This window comes from Pedobacter sp. Leaf170 (assembly GCF_920984665.1).
Taxonomy (GTDB): domain Bacteria; phylum Bacteroidota; class Bacteroidia; order Sphingobacteriales; family Sphingobacteriaceae; genus Pedobacter.
Map to the genome: position 1 here is coordinate 264,492 of NZ_CAKLBP010000002.1, position 16,487 is coordinate 280,978.

Annotated in this window: 19 protein-coding genes; 15 read left to right on the forward strand and 4 right to left on the reverse strand. The window is 35.5% G+C overall.

The window, feature by feature from the left end; genetic code table 11:
- The first annotated feature begins 96 nt into the window (after positions 1-96).
- From LUA90_RS06135 to LUA90_RS06165, 7 genes are all read left to right on the forward strand, one after another.
- Complete coding sequence (locus tag LUA90_RS06135; RefSeq protein ID WP_231490606.1) at positions 97-381, forward strand: helix-turn-helix domain-containing protein; 285 nt, start codon at positions 97-99, stop codon at positions 379-381.
- Positions 382-450: 69 nt separating this feature from the next.
- On the forward strand, positions 451-1,095 hold the full coding sequence (locus LUA90_RS06140; RefSeq protein ID WP_231490607.1) for an HD domain-containing protein: 645 nt from the start codon (positions 451-453) through the stop codon (positions 1,093-1,095).
- Positions 1,096-1,214: 119 nt separating this feature from the next.
- Entirely contained in the window at positions 1,215-2,471 is a 1,257-nt protein-coding gene (locus LUA90_RS06145) for a putative DNA modification/repair radical SAM protein (protein ID WP_231490608.1), read from the forward strand.
- Between the two features lie 19 nt (positions 2,472-2,490).
- Positions 2,491-3,255, forward strand: a complete 765-nt coding sequence (locus LUA90_RS06150) for a TIGR03915 family putative DNA repair protein (protein ID WP_231490609.1) — start codon at positions 2,491-2,493, stop codon at positions 3,253-3,255.
- A gap of 33 nt (positions 3,256-3,288) precedes the next feature.
- A complete protein-coding gene (locus tag LUA90_RS06155; RefSeq protein WP_231458704.1) occupies positions 3,289-4,314 on the forward strand; it encodes a cell wall metabolism sensor histidine kinase WalK in 1,026 nt (341 codons plus the stop codon).
- A 286-nt stretch (positions 4,315-4,600) separates the two neighbouring features.
- Positions 4,601-5,242, forward strand: a complete 642-nt coding sequence (locus tag LUA90_RS06160) for a DUF47 domain-containing protein (RefSeq protein WP_231458705.1) — start codon at positions 4,601-4,603, stop codon at positions 5,240-5,242.
- 12 nt (positions 5,243-5,254) lie between these two features.
- Positions 5,255-6,265, forward strand: coding sequence for an inorganic phosphate transporter (locus LUA90_RS06165; RefSeq protein ID WP_231458706.1), 1,011 nt, complete (start codon positions 5,255-5,257; stop codon positions 6,263-6,265).
- Between the two features lie 604 nt (positions 6,266-6,869).
- On the opposite strand, the gene LUA90_RS06170 is transcribed toward LUA90_RS06165, so the two are convergent.
- The 3 genes from LUA90_RS06170 to LUA90_RS06180 form a co-directional block, all read right to left on the reverse strand.
- Complete coding sequence (locus tag LUA90_RS06170) at positions 6,870-7,484, reverse strand: FMN-binding negative transcriptional regulator (protein ID WP_231490610.1); 615 nt, start codon at positions 7,482-7,484, stop codon at positions 6,870-6,872.
- A 198-nt stretch (positions 7,485-7,682) separates the two neighbouring features.
- Entirely contained in the window at positions 7,683-9,020 is a 1,338-nt protein-coding gene (locus LUA90_RS06175; RefSeq protein WP_231490611.1) for a carboxypeptidase-like regulatory domain-containing protein, read from the reverse strand.
- Positions 9,013-9,591, reverse strand: coding sequence for an RNA polymerase sigma factor (locus LUA90_RS06180; protein ID WP_231490612.1), 579 nt, complete (start codon positions 9,589-9,591; stop codon positions 9,013-9,015). Before LUA90_RS06180 ends, LUA90_RS06175 begins: the two co-directional genes overlap by 8 nt.
- Positions 9,592-9,940: 349 nt before the next feature.
- Between LUA90_RS06180 and LUA90_RS06185 the strand changes: the two genes are divergently transcribed.
- From LUA90_RS06185 to LUA90_RS06220, 8 genes are all read left to right on the forward strand, one after another.
- Positions 9,941-10,699, forward strand: coding sequence for a DUF4197 domain-containing protein (locus LUA90_RS06185; RefSeq protein WP_231490613.1), 759 nt, complete (start codon positions 9,941-9,943; stop codon positions 10,697-10,699).
- A gap of 85 nt (positions 10,700-10,784) precedes the next feature.
- Positions 10,785-11,702, forward strand: coding sequence for a hypothetical protein (locus tag LUA90_RS06190; protein WP_231490614.1), 918 nt, complete (start codon positions 10,785-10,787; stop codon positions 11,700-11,702).
- Between the two features lie 335 nt (positions 11,703-12,037).
- Entirely contained in the window at positions 12,038-12,589 is a 552-nt protein-coding gene (locus LUA90_RS06195; RefSeq protein ID WP_231490615.1) for an RNA polymerase sigma factor, read from the forward strand.
- Positions 12,590-12,600: 11 nt separating this feature from the next.
- Positions 12,601-12,948, forward strand: coding sequence for a hypothetical protein (locus LUA90_RS06200; RefSeq protein WP_231490616.1), 348 nt, complete (start codon positions 12,601-12,603; stop codon positions 12,946-12,948).
- A gap of 1,221 nt (positions 12,949-14,169) precedes the next feature.
- Positions 14,170-14,436, forward strand: a complete 267-nt coding sequence (locus tag LUA90_RS06205; RefSeq protein WP_231490617.1) for a hypothetical protein — start codon at positions 14,170-14,172, stop codon at positions 14,434-14,436.
- Between the two features lie 4 nt (positions 14,437-14,440).
- Positions 14,441-14,668: a hypothetical protein gene (locus tag LUA90_RS06210; protein WP_231458715.1), complete on the forward strand. Its 228-nt coding sequence runs from the start codon at positions 14,441-14,443 to the stop codon at positions 14,666-14,668.
- Positions 14,669-14,674: 6 nt separating this feature from the next.
- Positions 14,675-15,055, forward strand: a complete 381-nt coding sequence (locus LUA90_RS06215) for a hypothetical protein (protein ID WP_231490618.1) — start codon at positions 14,675-14,677, stop codon at positions 15,053-15,055.
- A gap of 29 nt (positions 15,056-15,084) precedes the next feature.
- Positions 15,085-15,525: an Hsp20/alpha crystallin family protein gene (locus LUA90_RS06220; RefSeq protein ID WP_231490619.1), complete on the forward strand. Its 441-nt coding sequence runs from the start codon at positions 15,085-15,087 to the stop codon at positions 15,523-15,525.
- Between the two features lie 182 nt (positions 15,526-15,707).
- Here the strand turns inward: LUA90_RS06220 and LUA90_RS06225 are convergent, their stop codons facing one another.
- Entirely contained in the window at positions 15,708-16,457 is a 750-nt protein-coding gene (locus LUA90_RS06225; RefSeq protein WP_231458718.1) for a DeoR/GlpR family DNA-binding transcription regulator, read from the reverse strand.
- Between the last annotated feature and the right edge of the window lie 30 nt (positions 16,458-16,487).

Consider the following 16,487-nt stretch of genomic DNA (forward strand, 5'->3'; position numbering starts at 1 on the left):
CGCCGGACGTTTTAATGCAAAAAGTGTTTTTTTTAGATCCTTTTTGGAACAATTTTCGTTTATAAGCGTATTAGATTAAAAAAAAATCCTCACCCTATGGAAGATCAGATGGCTTTGAAGACGAAAAATGTTGCAGGGAACATTCGAAAAATCAGAGAATACCGTGACTACACTCAAGATTATCTTGCAGCAAAACTCAAGATTTCGCAAAATGCTTACAGCAAAATTGAACTCGGCTATAGTAAACTTACTATAGAACGCTTGTTTCAAATTTCTGCAATCTTAGATATTGATGTAACACAAGTATTAACTATGGAACAATCTGAATTAATTAAAAGTATTTCTTCAGATAGTAAATTGGAATCTGCGAGCGCTAAATAAACGTTAATCCAATTTAAAAATTAACCGCTCGCCTATCCTTTTCAACTATAAATTCTGATACCTTTGGGTATGCAGAATTATATAGAAAAAACAATCAACTTCGTAAAAAAAACCCTTGAACATGCTGAAGCCGGCCACGATTGGTTCCACATAGAAAGGGTTTTTAAAACTGCTCTCAATATTAACCAAATTGAAAAAGGTAACGAACTTATTGTTTCTTTTGCAGCGCTTTTACATGATATTGCCGACCCAAAATTCAATAATGGCGACGAAGAGCTTGGTCCAAATGTGGCTGCAGATTTTTTAAAATCGATGAATGTTGAAGCAAGTATTATTGTGCAAGTAAAACTTATAATTCAAAACATGTCTTTCAAAAACAGTTTTGATAATTTAAGTTATACATCCAAAGAACTAAATATTGTGCAAGATGCCGATAGACTTGATGCTATTGGTGCCATTGGTATAGCAAGGGCTTTTACTTACGGCGGCTATAAAAATCGTGTGTTGTATGATCCTGAAATTAAACCCGAATTAAATCATTCTAAAGAAAGTTATAAAAATACAACCGCCCCAACGATTAATCATTTTTACGAAAAGCTTTTGTTGCTAAAAGATATGATGAAAACCGACAGCGGGAAAGCCATAGCACAAAAACGCCATGATTTTATGGAAAGTTATTTAACGCAGTTTTACCACGAGTGGGAAGGTAATTAAAAAATGAATGATAATTTTATAATTTAAAAACCCTAATGTATTCTTAAAAGGCGTTTAAAATACCGATTAATTGCTAATAAATTTAGTTATTTAGCTATATTTGTTAGTAAATTAAATCTATGTCTGACAGAATTCGTGAAAAGCTAAGTATTCTTGCTGATGCAGCAAAATATGATGTTTCATGCTCATCAAGCGGAAGCAACAGGAAAAATGATAATAAAGGCTTAGGCGATGGACATTCATCGGGGATATGCCATACCTACACAGAAGATGGACGATGCGTTTCGCTTTTAAAAATTTTACTAACCAATCATTGTATTTACGATTGTTTATTCTGTGTTTCCAGAAAAAGTAACGACATAAAAAGAGCAGCATTTACGGTAGATGAAGTGGTTGATTTAACCATGAATTTTTATCGTAGAAATTATATTGAAGGTTTATTTTTAAGCTCCGGAATTTTCAAAAATGCTGATTTTACCATGGAGCGTTTGCTGTTAGTTTGCAAAAAACTTCGATTGGAGCAGCGCTACAATGGATATATTCACCTAAAAACCATTCCGGGTGCTAGCGAAGAATTAATAAGAGAAGCCGGTTTATATGCTGATAGAATGAGCATAAATCTCGAAATGCCCACCGAAGCCGGTTTAAAATTGCTTGCACCTGAAAAAAATCACGAAGATGTTATCAAACCGCTTGATTTTGTGAACAAGCAAATGATACAACTCACCGAAGAAAAAAAACTTATTAAACATACACCGAAATTTGTACCGGCGGGGCAAAGCACCCAAATGGTTATTGGCGCTACACCCGAAAGTGATAAAGATATAATGTACACTGCCAATGCATTTTACAAAAATTTTGCGCTCAAAAGGGTTTATTATTCTGGTTACGTACCAATTAGCAACGATAACAGAATGCCCATATTAGGCACTCAACCTCCGCTTTTGCGAGAAAACAGACTCTATCAAACGGATTGGCTTATGCGTTTCTATGGCTTTAAAGTTCAGGAGATTTTGAATGATGCAAACCCTAATTTAGACGTTGATATAGATCCAAAATTAAGTTGGGCGATAAGAAATATGCAGCATTTTCCTATAGATATTAATACTGCAGATTATAAAATGATTTTAAGAATTCCAGGCATTGGTGTAATGTCGGCTCAAAAAATTGTGCAAGCCCGCAAATTTGGCAAACTAAGGATTGACCAGCTAAAAAAAATCGGCGTAGCTTACAACCGGGCTAAGCATTTTATTGTTTGTGTTGATACGCCTTATCAGATAAAAGATTATCAAGGCACTCAAATTAAAGCGTTTATAATGGCAGATAGTCAAAGTAAATATCTAAAAACGCCTAGTAACCAAATGCTGCTTTTTTAGGAAGATAACAGGGAAATAAATGACATATATTTTTGATGGTTCTTTACCCGGATTATTAACTGCAGTTTTCGAGTGGTTTGAGCGTAAGCCCGGCAAAGTTGTACTACAGTCGTTGGCTGTGTTCCAACCAGAGGCGTTTGCAGAAAGTTTTACTATTGTTACTGATGCTGTAAAATCTGATAGGGTTTGGGCGGGTTTGCAAAAACGAATGAAAAAGGATTGGCTCAGGAAATTCTATTGCAGCTACCTGTCTGAATTACCAGAAGCATTTAACCACCTTTTCGAATTTACACTATACATTTTTCAAAGCCAGAACGGAGCAGAGAATAATTACGGAAATGAGCATGTAATTGCACTGGCTAAATTTGCTAAAAGCGTAGAACGGGAAAAACACCGAATGGAAGCTTTCATCCGTTTTCAAGAAACCGGAGATGGAATGTTTTATGCTGGTGTTGATCCAGATTTTAATGTTTTACCATTAATATCTAACCATTTTAAAAACAGATATGCCGACCAACAATGGATAATTTATGATTTGAAGCGTAAATATGGATTGCATTATAATTTAAACACAGTTGAAGAAATAACCATTTCTTTCGATAAGAATGTAAACAAAGCAAATCCTGCTGCTATTTTAATGGATGAAAAGGAAGAATTATATTCTGTTTTGTGGAAGGATTATTTTAAAAGTACAAATATTGTTGCCCGCAAAAACACCAAGCTTCATATCCAACACGTACCTAAACGTTATTGGAAATATTTGACAGAAAAGCAGTTGAGTTAATATTCTATTAACACAAAAAGCCTAAATTGCAGCATGAAATTAAGTGTGCTGGTTTTATTTACTGCTCTTGCCGTGGCTCTTTCTATAGGTATGGTAAACTTTTACTTTCAGCACAGCTGGTATTATTTGGCAATATCTTTTGGTGTATCGTTTCTAAGCAGCTTTTTGGTTTTCTATTATTTGCTTGAGAAATACATATACACTAAAATAAAGCTGATTTATAAGCTTATTCATAATTTAAAATTAGGTAAAGATTTAAAGGATGCCCTTGGCGAATACGTTAGCTCTGACCCAATTAATGATGTTGAGCTCGAAGTAAAGGAATGGGCAGGAGCTAAGAAAAAAGAAATAGATTTGCTAAAAAAACAGGAGCAGTTTAGAAGAGAATTCTTATCTAACGTTTCTCATGAGTTTAAAACACCACTTTTTGCAATACAAGGTTATATAGAAACTTTGCAGGATTGCCTTGTTGATGACCCGGACCAAGCTGTCATTTTTTTAAAGAAAGCTGAAAATAACGTTGAGCGTTTAAGCTATTTAATTAATGATTTAGATTCCATTGCAAAGCTCGAAACTGGCGAATCGCCGATAAATTATCAAAAGTTTGATTTTGTACAGCTTGCCAAAGAGGTTATGGAAAACCTTGAAGACCGTGCGAAAGCCAAAAACATTAAGCTATTTTTTAAAGACAAATACACCGCTTTAACCCTGGTTTCGGCCGATAGAGAAAAAATTCGTCAGGTTTTAATAAATTTAATGGTTAACAGTATAAAATATGGTATTGATGCCGGCGAAACAGCTATTAAAATTTTCGAGTTACATGATCAGTTTTTAATTGAAGTGACAGATAATGGAATCGGGATTGAAGAAAAACATTTACTTCGTTTATTTGAAAGGTTTTACAGGATTGATACGCATCGCTCTAGAGAAGTTGGTGGTACAGGTTTAGGCTTAGCAATTGTAAAACATATTCTAGAAGCACACCAGCAAACTATTTCGGTTAGAAGTACACCGGGCATTGGAACTACCTTTGCCTTTACCTTGCATAAGGCTGGTTAAGTCATTTATTTGCGACCTGCATTCTCACCGATGAAACACTTTGCCTAACATCATAAACCCCTGCCTGCGGCAGGCAGGCGATATAAGCGACAGCCCCGAAATGCAATGAGGGCTACAGCGTTTAGCGGGACTGCAATTTCAAACGGAATACTTGCTTTCATTTTCAAAAAAATTACTTCGCAAATGCTATGCATTAATACACAGCGAGATAATTGATTAATATAATTAGTAAATTAACATTAAGTTAACATTGGGCTCGTAGCTTTGCAACATATTAAGAATTAACATGAACAATATTTTTAAGTTCTTTACACCTCAAGACAAAAAATTTCACCCGCTATTTGAGCAGGCTGGTAGCAATGCATTAAAAATTGCTGAAGCGCTTTTAGAAATGGTAAGTACTGCCGATGCAGAAACCAGAAAATCAATTTTTAAAGAAATTGAGCGTTTAGAGCACGTTGGTGATGATATTACCCACTCAATTTTTTTAGAGTTAAGTAGAAATTTTATTACGCCTTTCGATAGAGAAGATATCCACGCTTTGGCTACTGCAGTTGATGATGTTGCAGATTATATTTACGGTACAGCGAACAGAATGCAGATGTACAACATGAATACGATTAGCGAACCAATTGTAAAAATTGCTGAGCTTTTAGTGGAAATGTGTACTGATATTGATAAAGCGATTAAAGAATTACGCAGTTTCAAAAACATTCGTGTTATTGCCGATGCTTGTATCCGTATTAACAGCGGTGAAAACCAGGCTGATTATGTATTTACTCTAGCGGTTGCCCGTTTATTTGAATACGAAACCAATGCAATTGAATTAATTAAACAAAAAGAGGTTTTACAAACAATAGAGAAGGCAACAGACAAATGCGAAGATGTAGCAAATGTGCTTGAAACTATTTTAGTTAAAAACGCTTAATAAAACACAAACATGGTAACTACCTTATTGGTTGTTGTTGTAATTCTAGCTATTGCTTTCGATTACATAAACGGTTTCCACGATGCCGCTAATTCGATTGCAACAGTTGTTTCTACAAAAGTTTTAACACCGTTTCAAGCCGTTTTATGGGCCGCATTATTTAATTTTGCAGCCTACTTTTACTTTACCGACCACAAAGTTGCCAATACAGTTGCTAAAACTGTAATTGAGAATTACATCACATTAGAAGTTATTCTTGCGGGCTTAGTTGCCGCAATTATCTGGAATCTTTTAACATGGTGGTATGGTATTCCTTCGAGTTCATCGCACACGTTAATTGGTGGTTTTGCAGGTGCTGGTATGACACATGCCTTACTTACAGGCGCTAGTCCGATGGATGCTGTAAACATGGGTTACGTTGTTAAAATCGTATCATTCATTGTTTTGGCACCAATAATTGGAATGGTCATTTCAGTGGTTTTAACGCTAATCATCATAAATATTTGTCGCTACGCCAAACCTGCTACAGCCGAAAAATGGTTTAAACGTTTGCAATTGTTATCATCTGCAGCTTTAAGTTTTTTCCACGGTGGTAATGATGCACAAAAGGTTATGGGTATTATTGCTACTGCTTTAATTGCGGCAAAGGTAATTCCTGATTTTGAGGCGATGCCTTCATGGGTTCCAATTGCATGTTATTCTGCAATATCATTAGGTACTATGAGTGGTGGGTGGAAAATTGTGAAAACAATGGGTTCTAAAATTACCAAAGTAACGGCTTTAGAAGGTGTAGCTGCAGAAGGTGCGGGTGCAATTACTTTGGGTATAACAGAGCATTTTGGTATCCCGGTTTCTACCACGCATACCATAACAGGTTCAATTGTGGGTGTTGGTGTTGTAAAAAGTGTGTCAGCAGTACGTTGGGGTGTAACCATCAACTTAATTTGGGCATGGATTTTAACCATTCCGGTTTCTGCGACGTTAGCCGCCATTATTTACGCAACTATTTATTACCTAAAATAAAAATTTTAAAAATCATTCTTGTTAAAGACTAAGGCAAATTGCTTTAGTCTTTTTTGTTTTTAGAGATTTTAGGAAAACAATAGAGTGTAGCTTTTGGGGAAAAGCAGTCCCGCTTTCCGTTTCAATCTTTTAAACCTATAAGGTTTTTAAAACCTTAATAGGTTAAGTAAAAGTATTTTCACTGCAATCGGGTTTAAAATGATTGTAAGTAATTCTTGGGAGCGTCTGCTCTACTAAGCGCTATTCTGCATGTTAGCGAAGCGCATCCTGAATGAATAGTAAAAAGAGGATTTGAAATCCTCTTTATTTTAACTTCGAGATGCCTTGCAGAACATCTCGAAGAGCTGGAAGAGCTGGGTCCCGCTTTCCCTTTCAATCTTTTAAACCTATAAGGTTTTTAAAACCTTATAGGTTAAGTAAAAGTATTTTCACTGCAATCGGGTTTAAAATGATTGTAAGTAATTCTTGGGAGCGTCTGCTGTACTAACTGCTATTCTGGATGTTAGCGAAGCGCATCCTGAATGAATAGTAAAAAGAGGATTTGAAATCCTCTTTATTTTAACTTCGAGATGCCTTACAGAACATCTCGAAGAGCTGAAGTTATCTATAAACCACCCTTCATTTCTTTCGCAACTTCTTGCGATAGAACATCATCACTTTTTTCTAAATATTCAACAATTTTTGCTTTGTTATGTGAGGAATGATTTTGGCTCATTTTAAAAACATGGTCTAATTCCGTTACCAAAACTTCAAAACCTGTAATTGCTTTTAAATGTTTTTTTATGTAAGCCTCATCCATTTTATGGAAGGCAGCAGCACTATTTTCAGGATTTTCGTACTTATCCGTTAAATCTTTAATTACCTGGTAAGTTTCATCACTGTTTAAAAGCTTAATAATTCCTTTTGCTTGCACAGTTTTATAATTCCAGGTTGATGCTGAAGCTGGTTCTTCGTATACAGATGCACTTATATAGGCATGTGCACCCGTAAAAATTGCCATTACATTTGGGTTTTGCTCAAAGGCTTTGCAATGGTCGGTTTTGGTCATGATGTGACCAATCAATTTTATATTATCACCATCTACAATAGTTTTAACCGGAACTTGCGTAGCTACCGGAAATTCACCATCAAAACCAATTAAAGTTATAAAAGTGTTTTTGTGCATAAATTCAAGAACTTCATCTTGATTGTTGGCAGTATAATAAGGGAGTTTGTACATGATTTAGGCTTATCGTCATTGCTAGGCACAGCCTTCCCCGACAATTCGGTGAAGCAATCTTTATGCTTTCGCTAATAGTAATAACCAGTCGTTTTATTGATGCTTTTCCGAAAAAGCCAGAAAAGGCTATACTTATTAGGACAGGTTTTTATAAAAATATTTTCAGAATCGTTCCTTTTCGAACGCCATGGTTTAATTTTAAAACTTAACGCTTAACTCAACTTTGTCGGCGCCATTTTTAGGTAGAACCCAGTCAGGCCCGTTCAATATTAGTCTTTTAGCTTCTGCATCAGCAGCTTTGTTAAGCGATTTAATAACCACTACATTTGCAGGCCGACCATTCTTTTTTATCCTAAAACTTAAAACAACGAATTGTTCAGGACTTTTCGGATTGTAAAGTTTATTGTTGCTTTCTAAATACTGTGCATAATTTACAGTAGAAACCGGAACTGGTTTATTTGCTTCCGCTGCATTTTTATCAAGATTTTCTACAGCTTTTAATACAATTTTCGGCGCAGCCGGTGGAATTGCATTTCTCCTTGCCGATGAACCTGTTATTACAGCAATTTCATTTAACGAATAGTTTCCACTCAGCGCCATTCTAATGGCATTCGGGTCAGTTGTAACCGTTTTATCATCAAAACCCTGTGCTTTTACCAATATTTCTTTGTTCTTATCTGTACTATCAACCGGAAGCGAGAAATAACCTTTGGCATTTGTAGTTGTAATGGCTTTTGTTCCAGCTACTTTTATAACCGCTCCAGAAACTGGTAGTCCATTTTGCGCAACTACATTGCCACTGTAAATTAATCCATTGTTAGATAATGTTCCTCCAGAATATGCAATGGCATCGCTACTTGCAACTTCCGCACTAGCTTTTGCTTTCTTCTCGGCGTATGGCGCAACGCTTCCCATTACAACGGGCACAGATTGTTTAATAGCGGTATTTTGTACATCAACCATGCGAACTTGTTTGGCGGGCACATTATCGGCAGCTGCAGCAACTATCATCGCATTTTTAGACGTAGAAGGTACTTTACCATTCTTTGCTAAATCTCCAGATTTTGCGTCAACAATAGCTTTATCAATAAAGGCTGTACTTGCAGCTTCGGTAATTGGTTTTTCGGCTTCTTTGGGTTTTGTTATGGCTAAATCGCTTTTTGGTGCCACATCAACCAGTACACCGTTTGATTTTCTTGAGGCAATTTCTGCATTTTTACGATTGGTTTCTCGCATGAAAAACAAAATGCTAACGGCAATAAATGCTACGGTAGCCGTAGCAGCAATACTTAAACGTTGTGTGGTAATGCCCCACATTTTACGTTTAATTGGTTTTTCTGAAATTCTATCGTAAAGCTGTTTTTGTAGTATAGAAATATTTTGCTTACGCTTTGGTGAGTGTTTTAATCCCTCTAAAGCTTCTGCAATGAAAGGATCTTCCAATGCCTGGCGTTCTACAAAGTGCATAGCCTTTGCATCAAGCTTACCATCAAGGTAATCCTCAAGCACATCAATATCTAACCAATCGTTATTCACCGCTATTTTTCTCTATACAAATCTTTAAATTCCGCTTTCCGTTTTGAATATAGCTTTTAACTTTAAGCATGTCGTAACCCGTAATATCGGCTACTTCTTTATAACATTTCTCTTGTAAATAAAATAAATCTACGCTTTTTCGCTGTTCTTCTGGTAAAGTTTCCATGCACTTTTCCATTATGGTAAGCTGCGTTTCTTTTGTATTGTCAATATCCAGATGCACAAACTCCGTATTTTCCACAAAAGTTTCATCAATAGAAACGTTATTTTGCTTGGAAGATTTCCTCAAAGCCATTAAGCAATGGTTTCGGGTTAACACATGCAGCCAGCTTTTAAAGTTTTGAACTTCGTGTACCAATAATTTACGCACCAACTCTTCAAAAATTTGCATTACCGCATCTTTGCTCAATTCTTCATCCTTAAAATAATTTAAGCAAACCCCAAAAACCAAATGCATGTATTTGTTGTAAAGCGAACCCAACGAGTCTAAATTGCCAGTATTTTTATACTCGGCAATTAATTCTGCATCTTCTTTCTGGTTGTTACCAGCTGTGTTTTTTATAAACTTCAAAAAATTGGGTAGCTAAGGCAAATTATCATTCAAGTATAAAAAATATTTTCGATTGAGGTATTATAAAATCATTTGTAGTTATCTTTTTTGATAAGCAAATTCTATACATTTTGGTTAATATAGTCTCGCTTTTGTTTTTCGTCTTCTTCGTCATTTCGACTGAAGTGCAGCAAAATGTAGTAATCTTTGAATTTATTAGCTAGCTCCAAAGATTAACTTGGCTGAGCACTTCGTAATGCTTCACTAAGGATCAAAGTGACGCATTTTCTTATTTCTAAAAACCTCTTCATTAAACACCACAAAAAATTTATGGCAGTTGTTTTGCATAGCAAAACTAAACACACACAAAATGAAGAAAATTAATATTCTATCTGCATCTCTGGCATTAATATTATTTACAAATCAAGAGGTAAATGCTCAGTTTAAATTGAGCGACATTTTTAAAAAAGTAACAGAAAAAACAACTACAACAAGCGCCACCGGCACACCAACAACATTCGAAATTGGGCAAGGAATTAAAGAAGCTTTACAGATTGGTGTTTCTGCCGGTGCCGATAGGCTTTCGGTTAAAGATGGTTTTCTTGGTAACCTGGCTGTTAAAATTTTAATGCCTCCAGAAGCCCAAAAGGTAGAAAGAACACTTAGGGGAATTGGCTTAAATAAACTTTGCGATAATGTAATAACAAGCTTAAATAGGGCTGCAGAAGATGCCGCAACCGAAGCTAAGCCTATATTTATATCTGCAATTAAGCAAATGACTTTAACCGATGCTACAAATATTCTTCTAGGTAATAAGGATTCTGCCACAGAATATTTTAAGCGTGTTACAACAGCACAGCTGATGCAGAAGTTTAGTCCGATTGTAACTACCAGCTTAAATAAAGTAAATGCAACGAAATACTACAGCGATTTAACTTCGCAATATAACAGGTTGCCTTTAGTTAAGCCCGTAAACACCAATTTAACTGAGTATGTAACTCAAAAAGCCATCGAAGGTTTATTTGTCGAAGTTGCAAAAGAAGAATTAAAAATCAGAGATAACTTTAGTTCCAGAAGCACAACCTTGCTGCAAAAGGTTTTCGGCTACGCCGATAAGAAAAAAGGTTAAGTCTTATTAAAATCATAAAGCAAAAAGATTCGGGTTTCAAAAGCGCCCGAATCTTTTTGTTTAAAAACTATTTGTAAAATTGTGCATGACTAATATCTCGGGCAAATTCGCAATACTTTTAATTTTATGTGTAGCCATTATTACTTCTTGCAACAATAATGAAACCACAAAAGAAAGTTCAAATGCTATTTTAGATACTGTTTCTTTAGGCAATAAAAATTTTGCTTTGGCTTACCAGGATGAAAGTAAAATTGTAGCAACAAGTATTGATACAATGAAACAGATTTCTTTTGGTGGCGCGGCAAATCCGGCAATTTCTCCTGATGGTAATAAACTGGCTTACACCATAACTGATAGCTTAGGGCATAGAAGTATTTGGGTTGCCGATATGGAAAATAAAAGCCAATTGCAATTAAGGGCAAATAGCGGAAATTATTATCAGGCAATGTGGTCGCCTAGCGGAAAAATTATTGCCTATAATATTTTCAACGAAGAAAATCTTTGGAAAATAGGTATTGTTAAGCCAGATAACACTGGGTTTTTGGTGTTGGATGCAGCATCTAAATTAAACGTATATTCGCCAACTTGGAAAGGTGAAAATGAATTAGTTGCCCATGATTTAATAAACCTTTACACTTTCGATATTTCTGGTAAGCTGATAAACACAGAAGCAATTTCATCTTTAATTGGTGGTAATTTTGGTGTATCAAGTGGTAGTCGTTTCTTTTTCACTAATGATGGAAAGAAGTTGGTTTTTAATGCTGTTAGCAAACAAAATGAAAAAAGCGAAGGCGTTTATATTTTAGATTTACTGAGCAAAAAAGTATCGCAAATTTCTCCTGCCGGAATGGATGTGCCTTATGTTTTTTTAACGGCTGATGATAGAATTTTTTTTAGCGGTTCTGAAAAATCTGCAGGCAGTAAAATTTACGTTTCAGATTTAAAAGGCAATAGTAAATTACTGGTTGATAAAGGCACTTACCCTACGGGTGCTTTAAAGTAGTTATAAGTTTACAAGGTTTTTAACTCGCTTATAAAACTTCATAATATATAACGTTGAGATCGCTTCCCCGAATTGTCGGGGCAGGCTGTGCCTCGCAATGACGTGATTGCAAATTTTTTGACGCTTAACCATTGTTTCTAAATCTGATTGTAATGCCTGCCTGCCGGACAGGCAGGAAAAGCAGGGCTGAATTACACCAAAAACTACTTCCTTCCGTTTCAAAAATAAAAATCTTTAATTTTAGTTACGCTTCTCAACCTTCCTTCAAAAAAAAATTATAATAATTTAAAGTAATATTGGTTTCCATCCGTCTATTGGTTTAATAAATACGAATAGTGCCAGCAAACGAATCTCAAAATATAATTTCTACCGTTGCCAGTTATGGCAAGCGCTTATTCAGTTTTATCCGTGGTAGGGTAAATACGGATGAGGACGCAGAAGATATTTTGCAGGATGTTTGGTATCAGCTAAGCAACCAACCTGAGGCGGGAGCTATTGAGCAAATTGGCGGTTGGCTTTACCGTGTTGCCAGAAATAAAATTACCGACCGCTACCGAAAGCAAAAAGATGTACTGATTGATGATTTGAGCTATGAAGATGATGAGGGCGAAATCAATTTCAGAGAGATTTTACTGGCAGAATCTTTTTCGCCGGAAGAAGAAAGTTTGAAAAAGCTATTTTGGGATCAGCTTTTCTTAGCCTTGGCAGAGTTGCCAGAGAATCAACGTTATGTTTTTGTACAGAATGAATTGGAAGACAGAACCTTCCAAGAGCTTGCAGATGAAACTGGCGAAAATATTAAAACATTAATATCGAGAAAAGGATATGCAGTGAAACACCTGCGGAACCGATTACAAAATTTATATCAAGAATTTATAAACTATTAATTTAGCAGGAGATGAGAAACAGAAAGTTTAGTAAAGGCAAGAAATTTATTTTCTTCTTACCTGTTATAGCGCTAATTGCTGCCGCTTTAGGCTTTATTGTTATGTATTTATGGAACTGGATTTTACCAGAAGTTACACATGCCGGAAGATTAAATTTTTGGCAAGCTTTAGGTTTATTAGTTTTATGCCGCTTACTTTTTGGTAATTTCAATAAAGGTGGTGGAGGTGGAAATCGTTTCCGTGAAAAGGCAATGGGTATGCGCTCGAAATGGCAAAGTATGAACGAAGAAGAGCGGGCAAAATTTAAAGAAGAATATAAACGAAGATGTGGCGGATGGGGGCATCGTAATAAAGAATAATTTTAAAGCCAGCTGAAAAGCTGGCTTTTTTTAATCGCGGTCATCGTGTTGATTTTTTGCAAATTTCGTTTATAGTCTTCGCCAGACGGGCTTTCCACTTTTTCTTGATAAAAAGTGGAGCAAAACCGAGCCTTTCGGCGAGTTCATGAATACCAATAAAATATAGAAACAGATGAATAAATCAAGGCTTGCATCTATTTGTGTAAAAATTCGATAAACTGTTTTCGAAAATAATTTGAGGCTTTCCCTCTTCACACATCTCCGCACAGCTGAAAATTATTTTATTCAGTGCTTTATGATTGAAACTGCAAACAGTTTCTTCGTTTTTTTCTACAAATATTTGCTATGCCAGTTTTCGCAACGATGAAAGATTGGGGTAGTGATTTTCCTTTTTACAGGCTCAGGGTTTTCGTTTATTGTCTTAGCCAGACGGGCTTTCCACTTTTCTTGATAAAAAGTGGAGCAAAACCGAGCCTTTCGGCGAGTTCATGAATACCAATAAAATATAGAAACAGATGAATAAATCAAGGCTTGCATCTATTTGTGTAAAAATTCGATAAACCGTTTTCGAAAATAATTTGTTAGGCTTTCCTCTTTCAAGCATCTCCGCACAGCTGAAAATTATTTTGTTCAGTGCTTTATGATTGAAACTGCAAACAGTTTCTTAGTTTTTTCCTGCAAATATCTGCTATGCCAGTTTTCACAACTATGAAAGATTGTGGTATATAATTTTCCTTTTTACAGATTCAGGTTTTCGTTTATTGTCTTTGCTAGACGGGTTTTCCACTTTTTCTTGATAAAAAGTGGAGCAAAAATCAAGGTTTGCATCTATTTGTGTAAAAATTCGATAAACTGTTTTCGAAAATAATTTGAGGCTTTCCCCTTTCACGCATCTCCGCACAGCTGAAAATTATTTTGTTCATTGCTTTATGATTGAAACTGCAAACAGTTTCTTCGTTTTTTCCTACAAATATCTGCCATGCCAGTTTTCGCAACTATGAAAGATTGCTTCCTTCTCGCATGCTTGTTCCTCTAATTTCGGTATCTGGGTTAAACCCACAATCTTAAATTTCCCTCTTCAAGGAGAGGGGTTGCACACATTAGATTTCCCTAATTCCTTTCACAGGGTGAGGTTTGCACAGGTGCTGAATAAAATCAAAATTATTTAAAGTAAAAATAAACTGCTTACGTCTACCTATTTAAATAACAAGAAATAATAAAATGAAGAAGATATTAAAAGCTATAGGATTTGGAATTGTACTCGGTGCTACCATGTTCTTTGTTCCATTCATATTTAAATTTATTCTGATTGCAATGGTAATCGGTATGGTTGCGAGATTGTTTGCTTACCGAAAACGCAGGCATTTTATGGAAAGGTTTGCTGAATTTGAACATCAGTTTTCAGGTGTAGTACCAATTGATAATCAATGGTATAAGCCTACAATTCAGGGAGATGTTCTGGTACAGAATATTAATGTAAATTATTAAGAACATGAAAGCATTTAGAATATTATTAGCACTAACAGTTGCAGGAGCAACATTTTACAGCCTAAATGTTTTGGCGGTTCAAAACGGCTACAAAGATAGGCTGGATTTCAAAAATCGGAATTACCACGATAATAACTGCCACAATGAATATAGAAAGCATCATGCTTTTAGTCACCACGGCAGTAAAACTGAAGATAGTATAATTACACCAATTGATAGCCTTAAAAAATAACCTAACATGTCGCAAGTTTTATTTTTAAGCAAACCATCGCAGAATGAAGTTAATCCTATTTTGAGCTTAGCCAGCGAAATGATTACCCGTGGCGAGCAAGTTACTTTCTTCAGTTCGGATGAATTTAAGCTGCCCATAGAGCACATTGGCGCTGATTTTAAAGCTTATGCCACAAGTTTAAATGTTTTTAACAAGAGTGAAGAGGGAAATCAGAAATCGGGTTTAATAACAGCTCTTTTAGAGCCGATGAAGTTTATAGATGGTATTGTAGAGCAAACTAAAGGATTAAAGTTTGATTATGCTGTCTTTTCTCCTGCTTATCCTTATGCAAATATCATTACCCAAATGCTGGCTATTCCCAAAACACAATATGGTGTTTCAATTTAATTAAGAGATTTAACAATAAATATAAAACAATGTATAAAGAAGATAGATGCCATAACGGCAAAATGAATAGAGGTTGGGGCGGAAGGTTTGGTCATCACCAAAGCAGAAGATTTACCCGCCATGCAGAACATTTTTTTACCAGGTTTAGAAATGTAGCCGCTAACATTGAAGAAACTGATGAGAATTTTATTATTCATTTGTATGCGCCTGATTTAAAAAAAGAACATTTAAAGGTAGTAACCAAAGATGATGTTTTAACTATTTCTTACACACCTAAAGATGATGCTGAAACGGAAAGAAAATTTAGCAGAAAGGAATATGCAAATGGCGCATTCGAAAGAGCTTTTGCTTTAAATGGAAAAGTAATGATTGAAAATATATCAGCTGGGTATGCTGATGGAATTTTAAAAATACAGCTTCCTAAAAATCCCGAAACCAATAAACCAGCTGTGAATATTGCTGTAAATTAAGGTTTCGTCTATTATAATGTTAAGGGGCTGCCTCAAAACCAAAATTTGGTAGCTGGCTAGGAAACTTTAGTTCATTTTCCTGTCATTACCGCGAAGTCAAAATTAAATTGGGAATAACGAATGTCCAAAATATTAGTTGTACACACAGTAAATCAATTTTTTTTTTGTGGCAGCCTCTTTTTTTATAAAATATTAACGTTGTTTTTTGATAGATAAGGCTGAAGAAGCAAATCATCATTATTTAATTCAGTTACCAGATAGCTAATGCTTTCAATCGGGCAAACTTTTAATCTGAGTGTAATTTCTAACTTTTCAGAAATGCACAATACCGCTGATTTTTTTGAAGCTGCAAGCATCGCTTTTTTTAATTGATTAATTTCCCAATCCGTATCCGTCATGCCTGCATCTGGATGCAATGCGCTAGTACCCATCAGGCATAAATCTACTTTTATCTCTGACAACTGATTAATCACGCTACCGCCGTACGATACCTGAGAGTTCTTGGAAAATGAACCTCCAATTAAGATAACTTCAATGTTATTGTATTTCGCCAATTCAACGGCAACTAAAGGGCTTATTGTAAAAAAAGTTGCTTCTAAATTTTCTGGAAGTTGCTTAACAAACTCCAATACAGTTGTGCCACCACCGGTTAAAACAACCATGCCATCTTTAATTAAGCTTGTTGCTTTTTTTGCAATAATGATTTTACTATCGCGAGCATAAACGGTACTATCATCAAAAGAAGAATGGTAAGATTTAGATAATGCTCCACCATGAACTTTGTAAAGCTTACCCAAATCAACAAGTTCTTGCAAATCTCTTCTTATAGTATCTTCAGATACATTAAGCAGTTGAACCAAATCTGAAGTGAGCACGCGATTGTGCAAATTGATTTGGCGCATAATGAAATCATGGCGTTCTTTTTTAAGCATTGTTTGTTTGGTTTATGCTAATGTAGAAAA

Coding starts and splice junctions, on each gene's coding strand:
- LUA90_RS06210 (WP_231458715.1), top strand. CDS start 14,441: ATGAAAGCATTTAGAATATTATTAGCACTAACAGTTGCAGGAGCAACA.
- LUA90_RS06145 (WP_231490608.1), top strand. CDS start 1,215: ATGTCTGACAGAATTCGTGAAAAGCTAAGTATTCTTGCTGATGCAGCA.
- LUA90_RS06160 (WP_231458705.1), top strand. CDS start 4,601: ATGAACAATATTTTTAAGTTCTTTACACCTCAAGACAAAAAATTTCAC.
- LUA90_RS06155 (WP_231458704.1), top strand. CDS start 3,289: ATGAAATTAAGTGTGCTGGTTTTATTTACTGCTCTTGCCGTGGCTCTT.
- LUA90_RS06215 (WP_231490618.1), top strand. CDS start 14,675: ATGTCGCAAGTTTTATTTTTAAGCAAACCATCGCAGAATGAAGTTAAT.
- LUA90_RS06150 (WP_231490609.1), top strand. CDS start 2,491: ATGACATATATTTTTGATGGTTCTTTACCCGGATTATTAACTGCAGTT.
- LUA90_RS06165 (WP_231458706.1), top strand. CDS start 5,255: ATGGTAACTACCTTATTGGTTGTTGTTGTAATTCTAGCTATTGCTTTC.
- LUA90_RS06185 (WP_231490613.1), top strand. CDS start 9,941: ATGAAGAAAATTAATATTCTATCTGCATCTCTGGCATTAATATTATTT.
- LUA90_RS06225 (WP_231458718.1), bottom strand. CDS start 16,457: ATGCTTAAAAAAGAACGCCATGATTTCATTATGCGCCAAATCAATTTG.
- LUA90_RS06140 (WP_231490607.1), top strand. CDS start 451: ATGCAGAATTATATAGAAAAAACAATCAACTTCGTAAAAAAAACCCTT.
- LUA90_RS06205 (WP_231490617.1), top strand. CDS start 14,170: ATGAAGAAGATATTAAAAGCTATAGGATTTGGAATTGTACTCGGTGCT.
- LUA90_RS06220 (WP_231490619.1), top strand. CDS start 15,085: ATGTATAAAGAAGATAGATGCCATAACGGCAAAATGAATAGAGGTTGG.
- LUA90_RS06170 (WP_231490610.1), bottom strand. CDS start 7,484: ATGTACAAACTCCCTTATTATACTGCCAACAATCAAGATGAAGTTCTT.
- LUA90_RS06190 (WP_231490614.1), top strand. CDS start 10,785: ATGACTAATATCTCGGGCAAATTCGCAATACTTTTAATTTTATGTGTA.
- LUA90_RS06200 (WP_231490616.1), top strand. CDS start 12,601: ATGAGAAACAGAAAGTTTAGTAAAGGCAAGAAATTTATTTTCTTCTTA.
- LUA90_RS06135 (WP_231490606.1), top strand. CDS start 97: ATGGAAGATCAGATGGCTTTGAAGACGAAAAATGTTGCAGGGAACATT.